The organism is Citrobacter sp. XY323, from assembly GCF_025106035.1.
GTDB classification, from domain to species: Bacteria; Pseudomonadota; Gammaproteobacteria; order Enterobacterales; family Enterobacteriaceae; genus Citrobacter; species Citrobacter braakii.
Map to the genome: position 1 here is coordinate 351422 of NZ_JANYUK010000001.1, position 21257 is coordinate 372678.

Below are 21257 nucleotides of genomic sequence, written 5' to 3' on the forward strand. Positions count from 1 at the left end.
CTATCGCGCAATGGAAATCACTATGGCGTCTTTAAATATTAAAAATACCGCGCTTATTCTCACTGGCATGATTGCCGGTGGGGTTATTTCTGTCGGTATTTATACTTATTATTCATCAGCAAACGTAACGGCTGAAACCGGGCAGGCTTCGCAAAAAGAAGCCAGAAAAGTGTTGTTCTGGTATGACCCCATGTACCCGAACACGCGCTTTGATAAGCCGGGTAAATCACCGTTTATGGATATGGATCTGATCCCCAAATATGCCGATGAAGAGACCGCGAGCGCGTCAGAGCCTGGCGTGCGTATCGATCCTACTCAGACCCAAAATTTGGGTCTGAAAACAGAACCTGTGCGCCGTGGCCCGCTGCACTATGCGCAAACTTTCCCGGCTAACGTTAGCTATAACGAATACCAGTTTGTTATTGTCCAGGCCCGCTCCGCAGGCTTTATCGAGAAGGTTTACCCGCTAACCGTGGGCGACAAAATTAAGCAAGGTGCGCCGCTTATCGATCTGACGATTCCCGACTGGGTTGAGGCGCAAAGCGAATATTTGTTACTGCGGGAGACCGGCGGCAGCGCGACACAGGTGGAAGGGATTCTGGAGAGATTACGTCTGGCCGGTATGCCGGAAGCGGATATTCAGCGCTTAAAATCGACGCGTAAAATTCAGACCCGCTTTACCTTGAAAGCCCCTATTGATGGGGTGATTACCGCATTCGATTTGCGTACCGGCATGAACATTTCCAAAGACAATGTGGTTGCGAAAATTCAGGGGATGGACCCGGTATGGGTCAGCGCGTCGGTCCCGGAATCTATCGCCTGGCTGATCAAAGACGCCTCGCAATTTACCATCACCGTGCCCGCCTGGCCGGATAAGCCTTTCACCATTAGCAAGTGGAATATCTTGCCAAGTGTCGATGCCACCACGCGTACGCTGCAGATCCGTTTGCAGGTCAATAACCCTGATGAGGCGCTCAAGCCGGGGATGAATGCTTACCTGCAACTGAAAACGCAAAGTGAACCGATGCTGCTGATCCCCTCAAAGGCGTTGATTGATACAGGCACCGAGCAACGGGTGATCACCGTCGATAACGAAGGTCGATTTGTACCGAAGCAGGTTGCGGTATTCCATGAATCTCAAGGGCTGACGGCTATCCGCTCAGGCCTGACTGAAGGTGAAAAAGTGGTGTCCAGTGGTCTGTTCCTGATTGATTCCGAGGCGAATATCTCTGGCGCATTGGATCGTATGCGCGCGCAGAACAGTGGTGCGCAAGACGCATCCGCAAAGCCAGCCCAGGCGACCCATTCACACTGAGGACATGATAAATGATTGAATGGATTATCCGCCGTTCGGTGGCAAACCGTTTTCTGGTGATGATGGGGGCGCTGTTTCTCAGTATCTGGGGAACCTGGACCATCATCAATACCCCGGTTGATGCGTTGCCCGATCTCTCTGATGTTCAGGTGATCGTCAAAACCAGCTATCCAGGGCAGGCACCGCAAATCGTTGAAAATCAGGTGACTTACCCGCTGACCACCACCATGCTGTCGGTACCGGGCGCGAAGACCGTACGTGGTTTCTCGCAGTTTGGTGATTCCTATGTGTACGTCATTTTCGAAGATGGCACCGATCCTTACTGGGCGCGCTCGCGCGTACTGGAGTATCTCAACCAGGTTCAGGGAAAATTACCGGCAGGGGTCAGCGCGGAGATGGGACCGGACGCCACGGGCGTCGGCTGGATCTTTGAATATGCGCTGGTCGATCGCAGCGGTAAACACGATTTGGCAGAGTTACGTACTCTTCAGGACTGGTTTTTAAAGTATGAGTTAAAAACGATTCCGAACGTGGCAGAGGTGGCCTCGGTAGGCGGCGTGGTTAAACAGTACCAGGTTGTTATCGACCCGATGAAGCTGACGCAATATGGCATCAGCCTGGCGGAGGTGAAATCTGCACTGGATACGTCGAATCAGGAGGCGGGCGGCTCGTCTGTTGAGATGGCTGAAGCGGAATATATGGTCCGTGCCAGTGGGTATCTACAAACGCTTGATGACTTCAATAATATCGTCCTGAAAACAGGGGCCGACGGTGTACCTGTTTACCTGCGCGATGTCGCGCGTGTGCAGATTGGGCCGGAAATGCGCCGTGGGATCGCCGAACTGAATGGTGAAGGCGAAGTGGCGGGCGGGGTGGTAATTCTGCGTTCCGGTAAAAATGCGCGTGAAGTGATCTCCGCCGTTAAAGCCAAACTCGACACGCTGAAAAGCAGCCTGCCGGAAGGCGTTGAGGTAGTTACAACATACGATCGCAGTCAGCTCATCGATCGCGCTATTGATAACCTGAGCTATAAGCTGCTGGAAGAGTTTATCGTTGTTGCGCTGGTGTGCGCGCTGTTCCTGTGGCATCTGCGTTCGGCGCTGGTGGCGATTATTTCCCTGCCGCTGGGACTGTGTATCGCGTTTATCGTGATGCATTTCCAGGGGCTGAACGCCAATATCATGTCGCTTGGGGGCATTGCCATTGCCGTCGGGGCCATGGTCGATGCCGCGATCGTGATGATTGAAAACGCCCATAAGCGGCTCGAAGAGTGGGGACATCAGCATACGGATGAAAAACTGGATAACGCAACGCGCTGGAAGGTTATTACCGATGCCTCGGTAGAGGTCGGCCCGGCATTGTTCATCAGCTTGCTGATTATCACCCTGTCGTTTATCCCTATTTTCACGCTCGAGGGGCAAGAGGGGCGACTGTTCGGCCCGCTGGCGTTCACCAAAACGTATGCCATGGCAGGCGCGGCGTTTCTGGCTATTGTCGTCATTCCGATCCTGATGGGTTTCTGGATCCGTGGCAAAATTCCGGCGGAAAGCAGTAACCCGCTTAACCGTTTCCTGATCCGTATTTATCATCCGCTGTTGCTGAAGGTGCTGCATTGGCCTAAAACCACCCTGCTGGTGGCGGTGCTTTCAATACTGACGGTTATCTACCCGCTGAATAAAGTCGGTGGTGAATTCCTGCCGCAGATTAACGAAGGCGATCTACTGTATATGCCGTCAACCCTGCCGGGGATTTCGGCGGCGCAGGCGGCGGATATGCTGCAAAAAACCGACAAGCTGATCATGACCGTTCCGGAAGTGGCGCGTGTGTTTGGTAAAACCGGTAAGGCGGAAACCGCAACGGATTCCGCGCCGCTGGAAATGGTCGAAACAACGATCCAACTGAAGCCGCAGGATCAGTGGCGTCCGGGGATGACGATGGACAAAATCATCGCCGAACTCGACAAAACCGTGCGCTTGCCAGGGCTGGCGAACCTGTGGGTTCCGCCTATTCGTAACCGTATCGACATGCTTTCTACCGGCATCAAAAGCCCGATTGGGATAAAGGTGTCAGGTAACGTTCTGGCTGATATCGACGCCACGGCGGAACAAATCGAAGAGGTAGCCAGAACCGTGCCGGGCGTCGCTTCGGCGCTGGCTGAGCGGCTGGTGGGCGGGCGCTATATTAATGTGGACATTAATCGGGAGAAAGCAGCCCGCTACGGTATGACCGTTGGCGCGGTACAGTTGTTTGTCACCTCCGCGGTCGGAGGCGCGATGGTGGGCGAAACGGTGGAAGGGATTGCACGTTATCCGATTAACCTTCGCTATGCGCAGAGCTATCGTGATAGCCCGGAAGCGCTGCGTAATCTGCCCATTCTGACTCCCATGAAGCAGCAAATCACGCTGGCTGATGTTGCAGATGTGACAGTGGTTTCTGGTCCGTCGATGTTGAAAACCGAAGATGCGCGACCCACAAGCTGGATTTATATCGACGCCCGCGACCGTGACATGGTTTCGGTGGTGAACGATCTGAAAAAAGCGATCGCTGAAAACGTACAGTTAAAGCCGGGGACCAGCGTGGCGTTTTCCGGGCAGTTCGAGCTGCTTGAACGCGCCAGCCATAAGCTCAAACTGATGGTGCCGATGACGCTGATGATTATCTTTGTCCTGCTTTATCTGGCTTTCCGTCGCTTTGGTGAAGCGCTGCTGATTATTACCAGCGTGCCCTTTGCGCTGGTAGGGGGGATCTGGTTCCTCTACTGGATGGGGTTCCATATGTCGGTTGCGACCGGAACCGGGTTTATCGCCCTGGCCGGCGTTGCCGCGGAGTTTGGCGTAGTGATGCTGATGTACTTGCGCCATGCTATTGAAGCCGAGCCTGCACTGGAAAATCCGCAAACCTTTACGGCGGATAAGCTGGATGAAGCGTTGTATCACGGCGCGGTGCTGCGCGTGCGTCCGAAAGCGATGACCGTGGCGGTGATTATCGCGGGCCTGTTGCCAATCTTGTGGGGGACAGGGGCGGGCTCAGAAGTGATGAGCCGCATTGCCGCGCCGATGATTGGCGGCATGATTACCGCGCCATTGCTGTCGCTGTTTATTATTCCGGCAGCTTATAAGCTGATGTGGCTGCACAGGCATCGCAGCCAAAAGTAATGCCTTGAAGCGCTCGCCTGCGTCGGTTTTGTTGCCGAAGCAGGCGGTGCGTTATGCCGCCAGCGCTTTCACGCGTTTGCGGTACTCGCCCGGCGTGCAGCCAAATCCCCGTAAAAAGACTTTGTGAAACGATGATTCGCTGGCGTAACCCACCGACTCGGCAATAACGATCAACGGCTGCGATCCGCGTGACAGCATCTGGGCGGCGAATTGCAGGCGTAGCTCGGTTAACACCGCCAGCGGCGTGGAGTTTGAGACTTCACGAAATAGCTGCGCAAAGCTGGCCCGCGACATATGGGCACGCTTTGCCAGTTCTTCGACAGTCCAGGGAAAAGCCGGTGACTCCAGCATCATGAAGACAACGGCACCCAGCCTTGGGTGCAGCAGTAAATTCAGCACATTTTTAGCGGGGATCGGCTGGGATAGCCACTCGCGAACGGCTAACGCGAACAGCGTAGCGCATTGCTGGCTGCAAACGATGTTGGAGCCTGGCAGATCGTTGATGTATTCCTGCTGCATCAGCGCAATCATGGCCTTCAGCCAGTGGCTAATGGGACTGTCATCTTCTGGTGCCAGTATTAATACTTCCGGAAGGGCAGTTAAAAAATAGCGTGAAGATGCCTGCAATCGCAGGCTTCCGCAGACAATATGCGTTTGTTCTTCCCCTGTCTGGCACAGCCGATGCGCGGAGTTTTGAGGCAGAATGACTATTGTTCCTGGACGTAACGTAGAAGACGTTCCGTCTGGCATATCCAGTTGAGCAAAACCCTGGGTTACCGTATGCCAGCGGATAACGGACAGCTCACCCGCCGCGTGCGGCAGTTGCCAGTCCCTGCTCAGCAGGCAGTTTTGATCAATCGAGCCCTGCGGGTCGTTAAGCATAAGTAATCGGCTAAGTGCATCCATAAAGACTCCTGAGCAGTTATTGTTGATGCTTGTCGAGATGAAGTAACGCTGTTACTCATTATTTCTTAAATAAATTTATGGTGTTAGTTTATTGTCTCGATAGATTGAGTGGAAGAGAGATGGTAGTTATTTAGACGATTTGACAGTGATTTGCGCGATATGGATACATTGTTCATGCATCGTTAAACCTATACTTCAGTTCAACAAACGAACAGTGACATGGTGGAGAGACAGCATGAATCAGTATCAGGCGATTATTATCGGATTTGGCAAAGCGGGTAAAACGCTGGCGGCTACCCTGGCGAAAACGGGCTGGCGAGTGGCGATTATTGAACAGTCAAACACCATGTATGGCGGGACATGTATCAATATCGGCTGCATTCCCACCAAAACCCTGGTACACGATGCTGAACTTCAGCATGACTTTGCTGCGGCGATGCTGCGCAAGGCCTCCGTTGTCAGCTTTCTGCGTGATAAAAATTTCCATAATCTTGCCGATCTGGAAAATGTAGATGTGATTGAAGGCCGTGCTGAATTCATTGATAACCATACGGTGCGGGTCGTGCAGCCAACAGGCGAGATTGAACTAAGCGGCGAAAAGATCTTTATTAATACCGGCGCACAAGCAACGATGCCAAACGTGGCAGGGTTAATGACTACACCGGGCGTGTTTGACAGCACCGGGTTGTTAAGTTTGACGCAACGTCCGGAACGTTTGGGGATTTTGGGCGGCGGTTATATTGGTATTGAATTCGCATCAATGTTTGCCAACTTTGGCAGTAAGGTCACCATTTATGAAGCCGCCCCACTGTTTTTAGCCCGCGAAGATCGGGATATTGCCGACGCTATCGCCAACATTTTACGCGACAAAGGGGTTGAGATTATCCTCAATGCCAGGGTGCAGGCGGTTTCGTCCCATGACGGCGCGGTGCAGGTGCAAATGCAGGAAGGCGTCCAGACTGTGGATGCGCTACTGGTGGCATCGGGTCGCAAACCGGCAACTGAAAATCTGCAGTTGCAGAATGCGGGTGTGGATGTCAACGAGCGCGGTGCCATTGTGGTGAATAAATATCTGCGTACTTCGGCAGACAATATCTGGGCCATGGGCGATGTGACGGGGGGGTTACAATTCACCTATATCTCGCTGGATGACTTCCGTATTGTGCGCGACAACCTGTCAGGCGAGGGATTACGTAACACCGGCGATCGCCAAAACGTACCGTATTCTGTCTTTATGACGCCGCCGCTTTCCCGCGTGGGGATGACAGAAGAACAAGCTCGCGCCAGCGGCGCGGCGGTCCAGGTTGTCACCCTGCCTGTCGCGGCTATCCCGCGTGCACGGGTGATGAATGACACGCGTGGCGTACTTAAAGCGGTGGTAAATCGCGAAACGAAACAGATATTAGGCGTATCGCTGCTGTGCGTGGATTCTCATGAGATGATTAATATCATTAAAACCGTTATGGATGCTGGTTTACCTTACACGACATTGCGCGATCAAATATTTACTCATCCGAGCATGAGCGAATCACTGAACGATCTCTTCTCTCTAATAAAATAATAATATAGTTTGCATGATTGCCCCACCTGTGTGGGGCTTTTTTTTATCATATATAAAGAAATACTCATGAACAGTTATTCTGGCGTCATGGAGGAAATAAGATAAGCAATAATGTTTTATTCTATTACGAGTGAAATTACTTGTTAATGGAAATAGAAATGAACATGCTTAAAACTTCATTATTGTTGACTGCTTTACTGACCGCGCCGGTGACATTTTCTGCACTGGCACAACAGCCGGTCGAAGTAGCCCGCGTCAGCGTGTCGGCAATTGCCGCCGCACCTTCTGTTGTTGAACATGCAATCGCCAGACTGGCGCAGGAAAATAAGGCAACTTCCTGGAAAATCACCTCAATGCGCATTGATAGCAGCACTCACGCAACCGCAATTTTGTACAAGTGAGGAGAGTCTGAATGGAAAAGTATCTGCGTTTACTCAGCAAGGGCGATAGAATTGGATTAACATTGATTCGCCTGAGTATTGCCATTGTTTTTATCTGGATTGGCTTATTGAAATTTGTACCTTACGAAGCCGATAGTATTACGCCATTTGTTGCCAATAGTCCGGTAATGTCATTTTTTTATGAACATCCAGAAGAATATAAGCAGCATTTAACCCACGAAGGTGAGTTTAAACCGCAGGAGCGGGAATGGCAGAAGGCGAATAACACCTATACGTTCTCCAATGGCCTGGGCGTAGTCGAAGTGCTGATCGCATTGCTGGTGCTGGCTAATCCTGTTAGCCGTTGGTTGGGATTAATTGGTGGCGTACTGGCATTTGCTACTCCGATTGTGACGTTATCATTTTTAATTACCACACCGGAAGCATGGGTGATGCCACTGGGCGATTTGCACCACGGTTTTCCGTACTTGTCCGGAGCCGGGCGTCTGGTGTTGAAAGACACATTAATGCTGGCGGGAGCGGTGATGATCATCGCAGATTCATCGCGATCAATTATTAAGCAAAAGTATTGAATTTTTAACGTTGTACCCTCTGTAAGACAGTAAGCCTCTATAGTTCGATTCGGTAATTACCGGGCCAGCAGGATGCTGGCCTTTTTTCTGCCCTAAGGTAAATTTATTTTACAGGTGAAATATAATTATTCACTTTTTCACAATAACTAGTCGGAGCTATATTCCTGGTTAATGATATAGTGCAGTAAGCATTTTCTCTTCTTCTTGCGATAGCACGCCAGTCCGCATACTGCGTGGTCCTTCCATCAAAACCCATTCATTTCCCTCTATTTTTTTCTGTGTAGTTCTTGCTATTTGTTATCTCAAAATGACATCTCAAAGAATTTTATTATTCTCTTTTGTTATAGTTAGCCAACAACTTCATGTGGTTTTAGGCATGGCTTCAGCTAGAATTAACTTTGATTAAATGTTTTTACGTATCAATAAATGGCTAAAGATAGTTAAAAACTTAATTTTTAACCAACTGTTCGACATGGAATCCACTATGGTAATTAAGCACCAGGGGTGGATGCTGATCTTGCGTTTTGTGAGTAACCAAAAGCGAGACATATCTTAAATATGGAAATAAGGGTTTTAGAATGAGCTTTGGATTAGCAAAGGACAACAAGTTTGAAATCATCGCTACCCTTCGTGAAGAGTTGCACAAGAAAACGAAACTTGAAGTTTTATGTGAAAACCATAGTGTTATCACGCAGTTAGAGAAGATTGATTTCGAGCGGTTTGTCATCTCCGGACACGAAGACATTGTTCCTGAAAAGGTCCAGTACTTTATCCTGCACAGTGAGAGTGGGATTGTAAAATTTAGTGCCAGATTCGAACAAACCTTATCAGCAGGTGTACAAGCAGGATTATCCTACTTCATCCCGGATATGATTTTCTTTGCCCAGCAGCGACAAAATCAGCGTTTTTCCTTCCTGAAGGGTTACGACTTTTTCTGTTTTGGTCGTTACAAAAACGGAGAAAACTACTCTCTGAAGATTAAAAACATCTCGCAGGGCGGTTGTGCATTAATTGTTAAAGATGTGAACTCCCGTTTTCTCTATAAAGATGCGGTGATTAAAAATGCCGCGCTGGATTTTGATACGTTTGGCAGGTTACAGCTGGATTTGAAAGTGATCGATGTCGTCATGATCAATGAATTTGATGAGGATAATCAATTGTATGCCTGTCATCAGATTTCATGTGAGTTCGATTTTAAAAATCGTCGTGAAGAGGCAGAGGTCGAGAAGATTATTATTAAATTTTTAATGAGTAATAAGATTTGATGCTGATAAGGAGCGATGAACAGGATGTTGATGTGTGGCAGTGATAATTTTGTGGGCAACGGTTTGTTCGCCTACCTGACAAGCAAACATGTACCGATACAAACATTCCAGTTTGAGGATATGTTGCATCAGTCATCATTATGCCAGCATCAAACCATGGTTTTTAATATCATTGATAACGAACAACCATGTTCAACTATCGTGCAGTTTTTGAATAAAAACCGCTTCAAGTTTTATAATAATGTCGTGGTAATTATTGCTGATAGTTTGGTGGCGAAATTATGTGTAGAGTTATTATATGTTGAAAAAACGATAGTTTTGACGGAGAAATCTTCACTGCGCGATTTCGGTCAACTGGCGTCGTTAACGGCCGGGAAATGGAATCCCCGGCTGTATCGTTCACAGAAAAGATTAACCGAGAGAGAGCAGCAGATTCTGAATTTATTGGTAAACGGATATACCGCCAGAGAAATTTCAGAGTTAGTTAGCCTGAATTATAAAACTATCCAGGCGCATAAAATGAGGGTCGTCACCAAGCTGGGACTGACCAATACCTCGGAATTAAATAAATTAATTGTCAGATTTACCCATCGTATGTCTTTTTTACCCTAACCTGGCCATTCTATTCTGATGTAACACACCTAATAGTAGATACAATTCGGGAGTGATATTGACTGGTTTTTAATTTTTATGATTTGTTGAGGGAGAGAGGAATGTTTAATTCTAGTGAGGTGTTAACCGCGCTTGAAAAGGCATTGAATACCAGTCAGCTTTATATGGTTTATCAACCAATTTTTAATTTGCGTAATCAGCGTATTAGCGGGTTTGAAGCATTAATGCGTTGGAATAGCCCCCAGATGGGGATGATCTCTCCCGATGTTTTTATTACCTTGCTGGAAGACAGCGGCAATATCATGTCAATTGAAGATATGGTTACCCACACTCCCTGGGATGTGGCAACCCGTTGGCCAGAGCCCCTTGTATTGTCCGTCAATATTTCCGCGCTTGAATTCTGCGATCCGCTGTTACCCCAACGCGTCAGAAAAAATCTTACTGTATGTGGTCTCCCGCCCCATCGATGCCAGATAGAGGTCACGGAAACGTCGCCGCTGTGCGACAGTCAGGTCGCGGCTAAAAATATGACGGAGCTGAAGGCGATAGGGGTCAAAATTGCCCTTGATGATTTTGGAACCGGCCACGCCAATCTTAACTATCTGTTGAAATATCCTTTTGATACCTTAAAAATTGATAAGGAATTTATCGCCGGCATTGAACCCGATACCCGTTCAACAAAGATTGTTGAGGGTATAATTTCACTGGCGCACAATTTTGGTATTGAAGTTCTTGCTGAAGGGGTGGAAACCCAGTCCGAACTGGACCGGCTGATGCAGATTGGTTGTGACAAAATTCAAGGCTTTTTCATTTCTCCCCCGGTGTTGGCAGAAGAGATCCCGTTACTCCTGACGCAGTATAATCCTTAATATTCTCCCTCTCTGTTGTTCCCCTGAACCTCGATTGTTTCGCGTTGCCAGAGGGCCGCTCCCGCGCTTTCTCCGCCAGTCCGTAGGCCTGATACGTTAAGCGCATCAGGTAGCTTTGTATCTGTGACAGGCAAAAAAAAGCCCCCTGTTAAACAGAGGGCTAGCGAGTTTATGTCAGCTTAGAACGATTTCTTAAAGCCAATTGATGCATTAACCGGCGCTTCAACCTGCGACTTACTGCCACCGTTGCTAAATTGCGTACCCAGTTCTCCGTAAACCTGCAGGTTTCTGTCGATAGACCATGACAGACCGGCTGCAACTTCAGTGCTGGAGTACTGTTGTGAAGACTCAAGCGTGGTGGTGGCTACCGCATTGCTAAAGTGCGTTTTGTCTTTTGAACCCAGACCCTGCCAGACGTTGACCCTGCCGTAAGGCTGGAATTTGCCATGGTTGGTGTCATAGTCAGCGACCAGACGCACGCCCAGACGGGCGGTAAAGGAATCCGCGGTATCCATTTTCACTTTCGTTTGGGTCACGCCATCAAGCCGCCCGTTATCAAAGTCGCTGTATTGATAGATTAACTGAGCCTGAGGTTCCAGACTCCATGCGCTGGCGCCTAAACGGAACGATTTACCCACTTCTGTTGACGCCGTCAGCGTGTTGCCTCTGACGGTATACGAGCCGTTGTTACCGGTCGCCGCCAGGCGGGATTTATGGTTACCGTATTGCAGGACGTTATCAACATACATCCCGTCGCCTGAGAACCAGGTGGCGTAGCCGCCGACATAAAACGCGTTGTCGTCGATGTTGCCGCCTTTGCCGTCGCTGCCTGTCTTCGTGCCTTTCACGTTGCTGTCGATATCAAGAATGCTGGTATACATCCCGGCTTTCCAGCTTTCGTTGGCATACATATCGACGCCAACCTGAATCCCCATGGTGTGGGAGCTGGTTTGCGTTCCAGCCGCATCATCCAGTTTGGTTTTACCGGAGTAGCCAATCATTCTTGCCCAGGCGCGATTGTCTTCATCAATACCCGGTTTAACCTCGTCACCCATACGCTGGTGCATGTTGCCTAACAGGCTGATGTCGCCCTGACGAACGACGCTGGCGAGACCAGAATACAGCATAGTTTCTGGACGATATTCGCTTCTCAGATACCAGTTTTCACCCTGACCCTGAGCGTTGCCCGCATGCAGTTGATACTCAAATGCGCCTGCAGCCATACGATCGGCGGCAAGATGGAAGGCGTCTCGTGACGTTTGTGCCGTAGTGGTTGCGCCATTGAGCGCGGTTACCACTTCGATACCATCACCAATAGTTGGTGCGCCGAGACCAGAACCATCGACATCCAATAGCGTACTACCGCTGGCTTTACCGCCATCGATAATCAGACGGTCGGCAATGCCTGCGCCGCTGCCATTTTGTGTGGCCGCCATGTTGATAGTCCCTTTTTCGCCGGTGTAATCCCCTTTGACGGTTAACGTTGTGCCAGTCTGCTGGCCGATGAGTGAAACATCGCCGCCGTTGCTCAGTCCCGCTACCGTCTGGTTGTAACCTTGCGTGTTGAGGGTGGTGTCAGCGACAACGTAGTGGTGTGATGCGCTACTCAGAGTGTTGGTATTACCCGCCTGCAGTACACCGTTGGCAATCAGCGTTGCGCCGCTGTAGCTGTTTTCACCATGCAACTCCGTAACACCGCTGCCGGTTTGATGCAGTTGGCCTTCGCCGCTGATATTACCGGTCAGCGCCAGGGTATCGCCACGATTGACGTTGAGTACGCCGTTATCAACGATATCTCCCTGAATGCTGCCGATATCACCGCCGTTACCCAGCTGTAAAACGCCTTGCTCGATGGTGGTGCCACCGGTGTAGGTGTTATCCAGCGTCAGGGTGAGGGAACCTTTACCGGTTTTGGTCAACTGACCGTTACCTTCGACTTCCGTCAGCAGAGAAACGTTATGTCCGTTGGTGTCGAATGTCCCGCCGCCGGATTCCAGAGTCACCTGACGAGCGGTATCAAACGCTTCACCATATTTCAGCGTACCACCATTAAAGGTAATTCCCGTCTCTGGTGCGCCAAGGTTGGTATCACCCGCCACCTGCAGCGTACCTGAGGTGATGGTGGTTCCACCGCTGTAAGTATTGTCGCCAGTGAGGATGAGCGTACCGAGGTCGCCTTTATTCAGGCCGCCGGTGCCGCGGATCACGCTGTCGATAGTCGCGGTGTAGTTAGCGCCGTCTACTGTGCCATCGCCGACGCGAATCAGCGTATTAGCTGTATCGGTGGTAATGGCTTCCCCGCCCACGCGATAACCATCGGTGGCGAACTGTGCGCCACTGATGATGACGTCGCCTTTGCTGTTATCGACGGTTACGTTGCCCGCTTCTCCCTGGAAGACGGCGAACGCAGCATCGGTAAACGGTGCATTCAGCGCGCCTTCTGGCGTTGATTCATCCGTTGTCCAGTTGTCATTACCCTGGCTGGATTGCCAGATACCGTCGCCGCCGTTGATGACGCCGTTGTTTTTCAGCTCGCCATTCTCACCGCCGGTGCCGTCCCAGAAACGTAGCGTCAGCCCGGCATGGTTGACCAGGTTAACCTGGTTTTTAACCGAGGTTTGTACGTACAGGCTGTCCGCAGCTTCCGGCGCGTCGGCAATGTCCATCACATTGTTGGTTAATGTGCCGGTGTAGTTGATGACGCGGTAAACACCAACGTCAAAGCTTCCGCCTGGAGAGGTCTGGATATTGAGCTTACCATCGAGCGTCAGATCGCCATTCACATCTATCAGGTCATTGAAGGCTCCGCCTGGGGTATAGGCTTGACCAAACTGGTAATCAAGCTGTGCGTTATCGCTGAGCGTCAGTGAACCGGTAGTCAGTTTACCCACGCTATTGATGGCTGCACCCGCGGTAATATGGCCGTCATCCAGTACATCAACCGCGCCGCCGATAATACCGTTCCCGCCGAGCGTTGCCCCAGATTTCACCGTCACCTGACCGGTCGCGGCAGACTGATTACCGTTGACCAGCAGTACGCCTTCATTGACGTCCGTGGTGCCGGTCCAGGTGTTATCGCCGGTCAGCGTTAACGTGCCGTCACCGATTTTCACCAGGCTGCCGTCGTTGCCGCTGATAATGCCGCTGATGGTGTCATCAAGGTGCAGATTACCCAGCGACAACTCTTTATTGCCCAGTTCGACATTCCCCGCGCCGGACAACGAGCCGATAGATGTTGCGCTGTCGACTGCGCTGATATCGACCTTGCCGCCCGCCAGGTTTTTAACGACGGTATTCTCTGCTAACGCCTGGTCCGCAAAGGTCATCAGTCCGCTGTTATTCACGCTAGCAGAACCACCGCTGGCGTTTTCTTCCAGCGCCAACGTACTGTCTTTTGACACGTTAACCGTCGCCTCTCCCGCGGTGGCATTATCGGTTAACAGCGCTTTCGCTGTGCCCGTCAGGTTCAGTTTTGCGCTCGCGGCGGTGACGTTATCCGCCAGCGTTAACAGACTGTCGGCAATGTTCATGGTCAGGGATTTCAGGCTGGTCTCTGTTCCGCTGACATTGAGCGTCGCCCCGTTATTGACGTTCACGGTGCTGCTTTCATTGCTACCAAAGGCCCCGGTTTTGCTGACGTTGACCGTCACATTGTTGGCATTTCCGGTACCGGAAATTTCTGTGTCGCCTTTATAGCTGTTCGCGCGATTGAGCGACAGAGTACTGCCCGCATCGCTTGAGCTGCTGGTGACTTTCAGTTTACCGTCGCCGGTAATCTCACCGGTTGGCGTGAAGTTATGTGAATTGAGGTCAAACACCGCCGCGTTATCATTCGCGCCCAGCGCAATGGTGCGATTGCTGGTTAGGTCCGCGCCCATCTGCAGCGTGGAGCCGTTGTTGATAGCCAGGTCGGTTCCGCTCTGACCGAGGTTGCTGTCGGCGGAAATCTGCAACGTACCGCCATCAATGCGTGTGCCGCCGCGATACGCGTTATCACCACTGAGGATCAGACGACCAAGGTCGGTTTTCACCAGCGTCAGCTTGTCAGTCGTGCTGGCTTCGCGGATGACGGACTCAATGGTCGCGGTATAGTTTTGCCCCGCGCCACCCGCGCCAACGCGCAGCAGCAGTTCACCGGTTCCCGGCGTCTGGCCGGCGTGGGTCGCGTTTTCCGTGGTGGCATAAGCGTTAAGTGCGTCGCCTTTAACGACATAGCCATCGGCGTCAAACTGTGCCCCGGAGAAGTTAACTTCTCCCGCGGCGTTATCCACGGTAACGGTGCCACCTTTGGTGGTGAAGACGGCAAAGGACTTCTGCGCCCAAGGTGCGTTACCTTCGCCCGTTGCCGTGGTCCAGTTGTTATCACCCTGACTGCCGATCGCCATCCATTTGCCATTGCCACCGTCAATTTTGCTGTCGCCCTCAATGCCCGACGCGCCGTGGCTCTGACTTACCGTCGCTCCGTCCCAGAATTGCAGGGTAACGCCGTTGGCGTTCACCAGGTTGACCTGTTTGTCGATAGAGGTCTGGACAAAAATATTGCTCTTATCCTGACTGTCCGGTATTGCGCCCAGCTCCAGCGTCTGGTTATCCAGCGTACCGCCGTAATTATAGATACGGTACACGCCCGGTCCGAAGTTACCGCCTTGCGACGTGGTAACATCCAGGGTCCCGTCCAGTTGCAGATCGCCTGCTACGTTCACCAGATCGTTTAGCGCACCGCCTGGCGTAAAGGCCTGCCCCAGTTCGAAAGCGGAGGTCGTTTTGCTGCCAAGCTGCAGATTACCGTTAACAGATAGCGTACCCGCACCGCCGTCACCGGCGCTGATGGTTGTGGCATCGTTCATCAGCACGTTGCCGCCGATAATGCCCTTACCGCCAAGTGTGGACGTACCGCTGACGGTGGTGACGCCGTGCGCCGCGCTTTGATCGCCATTCACCAGCAGCGTGCCGTTGGTAACGGTGGTGTTACCGGTATAGGTATTGTTGCCGTTCAGACGGGTAATGCCGCCACCGATTTGCTGTAGCGCGCCGATACCGGAGATCACACCGTTGAGCAGCACGGTGTTGGCGCGATTAATCGCCAATACGCCGTTGTCGATGATGTCAGAGACGGCGCTCACTTCGCCTTCATTTCCACCGTCACCTAATTGCAGCGTACCGGTTTGATCAATGGTGGTAGAGCCGGTGTAGCTGTTGTTAGCGGTAAACACCGTGGTGCCGCCCGCCGCACGTTCAAATTTCCCGTCGCCGCTGATGATCCCGCGATAGATCTGTGCTGCTGAGGTATCTCCCTGAGTATCGAAGATAACTTTGCTGTCTGCGCCCTGGGTGGTGACATTGTAATCGCCAATGCTTGCGGCAGTGCTGGTTGGCTCGACGTGGTCGCCGGTACGCAGCGTGGCGCCATTGTTTACAGCAAGGGTTTCGCTCGCCAGATTCAGGTTTTCAACGATGCGTACATCTGCATTTGACCCGCTGATGGTCAGTGAATCCCAGCCGGTGCCAATGTTGGTACCGGTATTCAGGTTGTCGCTAGCCAGCGTACCAATCTTCGCACCTTTTGTATCAGTGAAGGTGAGGGCGTTGCCCGTTCCCGCTGCGGTAAGGATGTGGCGCGTTTTATCCAGCGTCACATTGCCGATATTGGCTTTATTGTTACCACCAGTACCCGCGAAATTCACTTCGCCAGCATAAGAGCCGCTACGCCAGTTGAAGGTATCCGTACCTTCACCGGTGTTGATTACGCCGCTGGTCACACCGCCGCTGATATCGATGGTGTCATTGCCTTTACCAGACTGAACTGCCACGGCCGAGTCGTTGATGGCCTGCAGGGTTCCCGTGTTGGTGATGGCTTTACTGCTGTCGCCGCTGGCGTCTATTACCGGTGAGGTGGTACTGGCAGAGATAATCTTGCCGCTGTTGGTCAATGCGCTAACGTTTTTCGCGATGATTGCTGAACCACCTGCGCTGTCATGCACGTTGATGTCGGCATTGGTGGTGATACGACCGTCCGTATTGGCGCGGATACCGCTGCCTTCGCTGTTTAGTACCTCAATGGTATAGCCTTTGCCGATGGTTAGATTGCCCGTCACCGCGTCGCCATTACGTTGTTCAAAGGCGAAGCCGGTACCTTTACCGTTGACGTTGAGGATATTGTCCAGCCCATCGTTCATGGTCAGAGCCACGCTGGTGCGGATCCCTGGGCCATCGTTGGAGTCGATGGTGACATCACGCAACGTGATATTGGTGTTGTTGGCATCGTTTTGAATACCGGCACCGGTACCATCAGCGCGGATCATCACGCTTTGCGCGGCCAGAGCGCCAGCGCCTTCGGCCAGGCGAATGCCGTCAGCGGAGCCATCGGTGGTAATGCTGTCGCCAGTCATACCGTTAATCAGCAGGCTTGCCCCTTGGGTCAACAGAACGCCAGCTGTGCCATCATCAACCTGAATTTTGCCCAGCTTATTAATCTGCGCGCTGGAGCCTGAGGCGCGTACGCCGATGCCGTTGCTGACATGCAGGGCGAGGGAGGAGTTATTGGTTAAGCTACCGCCTTTTTGAACATCGACACCGATGCTGTCGACGCTGGCCAGATCGATAATCGATTTGGTATCGAGGATCAGGTTGCCCAGATTCCTCGCCACATAGGCGATTACCTTGTTGCCGCTGGCTTCAGAGGTGATCTTCGCGTTTGAGGTCAGGGTCGTGCTCGTGGCATTGCCCTGCGTATTACCATTCAACTGATGCGCCTGACCATCCACAACCCCGGCAACGGTTCTTTCACCGGTTAAATTGATGGTGGTTTTATCGCTGATGGTCCCTTTCGCGCCGCCTTCGATAACCAGCGCCGCAGAGTCAGTGCCCTTAACGGTGAACGTTGCTTCACCGGTATCTACGTTACTGCCTGCGCCGGTGGCGAGTACGCCCACGGAATTGTTACCGCTGAGAGTCAAATCCAGGTTGGAGGTGGACTGATCTTTCGGGTTAGTGGTATTACCGGCCAGCAATGCGCCATTGGCGATACGGAAAATGGTGGTGCGATCCTGACCGTTGTCATTCATCACCGCCTGACCAATATTGGCGGTAGCGCCCTTACCATACAGGTAATAACCAATCTGATCGGTGCTATTAAATGAGGGGCTACTTAAGCTGTCAACGTTAGCGATGGCGTTATCACGCACGTGGACGCCGATGTTACCGGCTTTATCCAGCGTAATATTGGAATAGACGTTAACCACTGCCTGACCGTTGGCGTCACCTTCCGCCCAGATGGCGTAGTTACGGTTACCGACGCCGCCTTCACCGTCCACCACGATAGCGCCTGCAGCGCTGGTGGTGACTTCGGCATTTTTGTTATTGGCGCTAACGTGGATCCCTACGTTGTTGGTGCCATTCACGTTAATCTTGCCGTCGTTACGGATTTCCTGATTATTTTCTGCGCCGCTGTCGTGTACGGAGATGCCGTAGTTTTTACTGCTGCCCCCTTTAGAACCGCCATTGATCACGATATTGCCGGTATTGAGGACGTTGCCCGTGGCATTTCCGACCAAAATCCCCGCGGCGTTACGGACGCCGGTTCCCAGCGTGATAAGGCCGTTGTTAATCACCTCTTTGGCGCTCTTGATCATAATACCGGCGCTCAGGCTGGAACCGCCTGCCATGGTGACATCTTTATCCGGATCGCTTGCGTCGCGACCAAGATAAATAGAGGCATTCTGAGCATTGGTAAAGGTGGCATTCCCGGCGACTTCTACGCCATAAGCGGTGCTGCTGGCAAAGGATGTACCGCTTTTACGTCCGTCTACGACGTTAATCTCGCCATTGTTGACCCCTTGCGCATCGTCAGACAATTGCATACCAATCGCCAGCGTCAGCGAAGAAGCGGGGACGTCTTTGCTCCAGGGATCGGCTGCCGAAGCGGTACCAAAGTTATCGGTGGTGATCGCCTGGTTGATGATGCCGTTGTTAGCGAGCTGGCTGGTGCCTTGGCCTTGCATACCAAATGCGCCATAGCTGTTGACGTTTTGGTTGCCGTCTTTATCGATAAACAGCCCGGAGTTGATCATCCCGTTGTTGGTTGCCGTCGCGTCTTTTGCCAGCATGCCAATCGCCAGGCTCTGCCCGGTAGACGTTCGTAATGCGTTCAGTTCGCCAAAGTTTGTGATAACCCCGCCATCAACGGCTTTCATGACGCCATTAATACTGCCGTCAACGGCAAGAATCGCATCTTTGTTCAGGGTGCCGGAGGTGCCTGCGCCGTTGGCGTAAATAGCATGCAGCTCACCGCGGTCAGCGGTCGCGTTATTGGCATGCGATAAGCCGTCTGTCCAGACGTCGTAATCCCAACTGAGCACGTCAGAGGGCTTGCTGGAATTGATCAGACCATCAATCAGCTCTGCATACTTCGTTTGTGCTGCGGTGACGGTAGTGACTTCATCCGTTTCCAGCCACAGCTGGATTTGGCTGACTTTTTCGCCTTCCGGGTTTTCCGCCGCGTCGCTGCTATTGCCCAACAGCCAGTCGTTAAATTCGGCCAACTCCTGCGTGTTGGTGATGTTAAATGTGCGCTCACCCGTTTCGACGACTTTGCCGTCCGTATCATAGCCGTAGGTCATGAGCGTGACATCATCGCCAAACACGGAGGTTTGCGCTGAGCCGGCGAAGGTTTTTTCAGGAATAACCGGGGCGGCGTTAAATTTGATAAAGTTATCGGATTGCCAGTAAACCTGGCTACCCGCGTCCTGAGCCTCCAGTAAGGAGGAGTCTTTGGCCAGTAATTCGATGGTATTGGTTTTGGCGCGTACATTGAGCGTGTCGTCGCCCAAATTCAGATTGGCCGTGGAGCCGTTTGTCGCCAGCGCGATGCCAAATTGTTTGTAGATTTTAGACTGCGTCGGATCGTAAGTGTTTAATGCCGAATCGCCAATCTGTGATTCGGTAAGAAAGTTACTTAACGCGTTGGTATCAAAGACTTTAATGGTTGTTTTTTCGCCGGGGAACGCCGGGTCGTTAATCTCAAATTCTGTGCTCTGCGAAGGCGTTGATGATTGGTTATAAGTCAGGTATTCCGCCAGCTCCTCGGCAGTAGTAATCGTTTTTACGCCCTGGTCAGGGCTGGTGGCCTGCAGGGTGATTTTGCCGGTTTGCAGTAGCTCTCTGATGGTCGTTGATTCAACAACGCCACTTTGACCCGGACTGATGGTTGGGATCGCGCCGCTGATATTGAGCGCCTGACCAGCAGTGATATCTTCATATAAGAATCCGTAGTCGTGGACACCTTCATAATCCCCAACAGAAATACCTGTCTGGTAGTCGGTGAAAATATTATGTTCACCGATGTCGATGATCGGAGTTGCTGAAGCTTGCATTGAAGCAGCGCTTAATGCGCCGGCCGTGAGTACGGCGACAGTTTTACGCGAGCTGCTTTTTTTCTTTCCTTTGGTTAATTCGGAAACGACCACCCAGATACCGAGCACCGCGTTCCAAATAATGCTGTAAACTTTGTTCATATATAACCCTCGTCTACATTCCTGTTATGTGTATTGTTAATACATTGAGTTGTTGGCTATGGTTGGCACGCGGATGTGCTACCCGGTAATAGATTTTTGGAAATAGGATTCCCTTCCGTGCGATGCGGAATTAAAAAGTGAGCCGAAAGGAAATCTTTTAAATAATAACCGTGATAATTGTCCTTAAATAAGTCAGTTACGGCTGGCTATAGTGAGAAATGGTGTACTTGAGTCGGGAGTTATTTTTCCCGAGTTTTCTGGCAATGTTGCTTTTGTACGCCCCGATGGTTTTTTCACTTTTTTGTGATGCCCCAGCGATTTGAGTCAGTGACCACCCCCGGGCAAGCATCATCATTACGTTAAATTCGTTTGCTGTGATTTTGTTATTTATTTCTTTGATATTACGTGGTTTTTTGTTTTGTGATATGCACGTCACGGCATGCAGTAACCGATCAAGGCTGGCGTCTTGATCGAGGAACAGCATGTTCCTCCCGCAAACGGTTTGAAAAATAGAAAAAGTAGCTTCATCTGCCAAAACAATAATTTTTGTGGCAGGGCGTAAAGCCATGTTGCGGATAATCCTGGCATATTTTAAAAAATCTGAGTTGTCAGGATTAATAATGATGCAATCCATTTCATAAGGGATTATGTTGACGGCAGAAAGCGTCTGAGAGGAGTAGTACGCGATATCAATATATAATGATGAACCACGTAGGATTTCTCGCATGCCTAGCCAGGGATAAATTGATTCACCCAAAAAAATAGCCTTAGACATAACGATCTCCTTGAAATTTTGGTGCAGGCGGTCGCCTCTTTTTTTAGGCTAAAAAAAGAGTTTCTTGCGACGCATGAAATGTTAATTAAATCTCGTATGACGTTCTTTGGTGTGAACGCATCCTTATTTATTGCAGATTCAACAGATATTTCTGTATTAATTTGAATCATTAACTATTCTTAAAGTAGATATTACACTTTGTTAAAATTTAAGATAAATCGTTTATTTCAGCTCTGAGTAAATGATTGATAGATTTCGCTTATGGATCACGCGAATAATGTTTCAGCCATTTCTATAAAGACAGGGTATTCCTA

11 protein-coding genes are annotated in these 21257 nt (G+C 51.0%); 8 read left to right on the top strand and 3 right to left on the bottom strand.

Features of this window, described 5'->3' with window-relative positions; genetic code table 11:
* Nucleotides 1-22: 22 nt before the first annotated feature.
* Together N0B36_RS01655 and N0B36_RS01660 are read left to right on the top strand one after the other, a co-directional pair.
* A complete protein-coding gene (locus N0B36_RS01655; protein WP_259685793.1) occupies nucleotides 23-1315 on the top strand; it encodes an efflux RND transporter periplasmic adaptor subunit in 1293 nt (430 codons plus the stop codon).
* Nucleotides 1316-1326: 11 nt separating this feature from the next.
* Complete coding sequence (locus N0B36_RS01660; protein WP_200107519.1) at nucleotides 1327-4470, top strand: CusA/CzcA family heavy metal efflux RND transporter; 3144 nt, start codon at nucleotides 1327-1329, stop codon at nucleotides 4468-4470.
* Between the two features lie 51 nt (nucleotides 4471-4521).
* Here the strand turns inward: N0B36_RS01660 and rclR are convergent, their stop codons facing one another.
* On the bottom strand, nucleotides 4522-5376 hold the full coding sequence (rclR, locus tag N0B36_RS01665) for a reactive chlorine-specific transcriptional regulator RclR (protein ID WP_259685794.1): 855 nt from the start codon (nucleotides 5374-5376) through the stop codon (nucleotides 4522-4524).
* 235 nt (nucleotides 5377-5611) lie between these two features.
* Between rclR and rclA the strand changes: the two genes are divergently transcribed.
* From rclA to N0B36_RS01695, 6 genes are all read left to right on the top strand, one after another.
* Nucleotides 5612-6937 (top strand): reactive chlorine resistance oxidoreductase RclA, encoded by a 1326-nt coding sequence (rclA, locus tag N0B36_RS01670; RefSeq protein ID WP_259685796.1) that lies wholly within the window; start codon nucleotides 5612-5614, stop codon nucleotides 6935-6937.
* Nucleotides 6938-7101: 164 nt separating this feature from the next.
* Nucleotides 7102-7338 carry a reactive chlorine resistance periplasmic protein RclB gene (gene rclB / locus N0B36_RS01675; RefSeq protein WP_049282516.1) on the top strand — a complete coding sequence of 79 codons (237 nt, stop codon included), beginning with the start codon at nucleotides 7102-7104 and terminating at the stop codon, nucleotides 7336-7338.
* Nucleotides 7339-7349: 11 nt separating this feature from the next.
* Complete coding sequence (gene rclC / locus N0B36_RS01680; RefSeq protein ID WP_016152157.1) at nucleotides 7350-7910, top strand: reactive chlorine resistance membrane protein RclC; 561 nt, start codon at nucleotides 7350-7352, stop codon at nucleotides 7908-7910.
* Between the two features lie 578 nt (nucleotides 7911-8488).
* The gene (locus N0B36_RS01685; protein ID WP_259685797.1) at nucleotides 8489-9175 is read left to right on the top strand and encodes a flagellar brake protein; all 687 of its coding nucleotides are present in this window, start codon (nucleotides 8489-8491) and stop codon (nucleotides 9173-9175) included.
* 24 nt (nucleotides 9176-9199) lie between these two features.
* Nucleotides 9200-9787: a helix-turn-helix transcriptional regulator gene (locus N0B36_RS01690; RefSeq protein ID WP_019076223.1), complete on the top strand. Its 588-nt coding sequence runs from the start codon at nucleotides 9200-9202 to the stop codon at nucleotides 9785-9787.
* Between the two features lie 101 nt (nucleotides 9788-9888).
* Complete coding sequence (locus tag N0B36_RS01695; protein WP_016152160.1) at nucleotides 9889-10656, top strand: bifunctional diguanylate cyclase/phosphodiesterase; 768 nt, start codon at nucleotides 9889-9891, stop codon at nucleotides 10654-10656.
* Nucleotides 10657-10835: 179 nt separating this feature from the next.
* Here the strand turns inward: N0B36_RS01695 and N0B36_RS01700 are convergent, their stop codons facing one another.
* Nucleotides 10836-20168 carry an autotransporter outer membrane beta-barrel domain-containing protein gene (locus N0B36_RS01700; RefSeq protein WP_259685798.1) on the bottom strand — a complete coding sequence of 3111 codons (9333 nt, stop codon included), beginning with the start codon at nucleotides 20166-20168 and terminating at the stop codon, nucleotides 10836-10838.
* Between the two features lie 196 nt (nucleotides 20169-20364).
* Complete coding sequence (locus N0B36_RS01705) at nucleotides 20365-20943, bottom strand: LuxR C-terminal-related transcriptional regulator (protein WP_047501815.1); 579 nt, start codon at nucleotides 20941-20943, stop codon at nucleotides 20365-20367.
* Nucleotides 20944-21257: the final 314 nt, after the last annotated feature.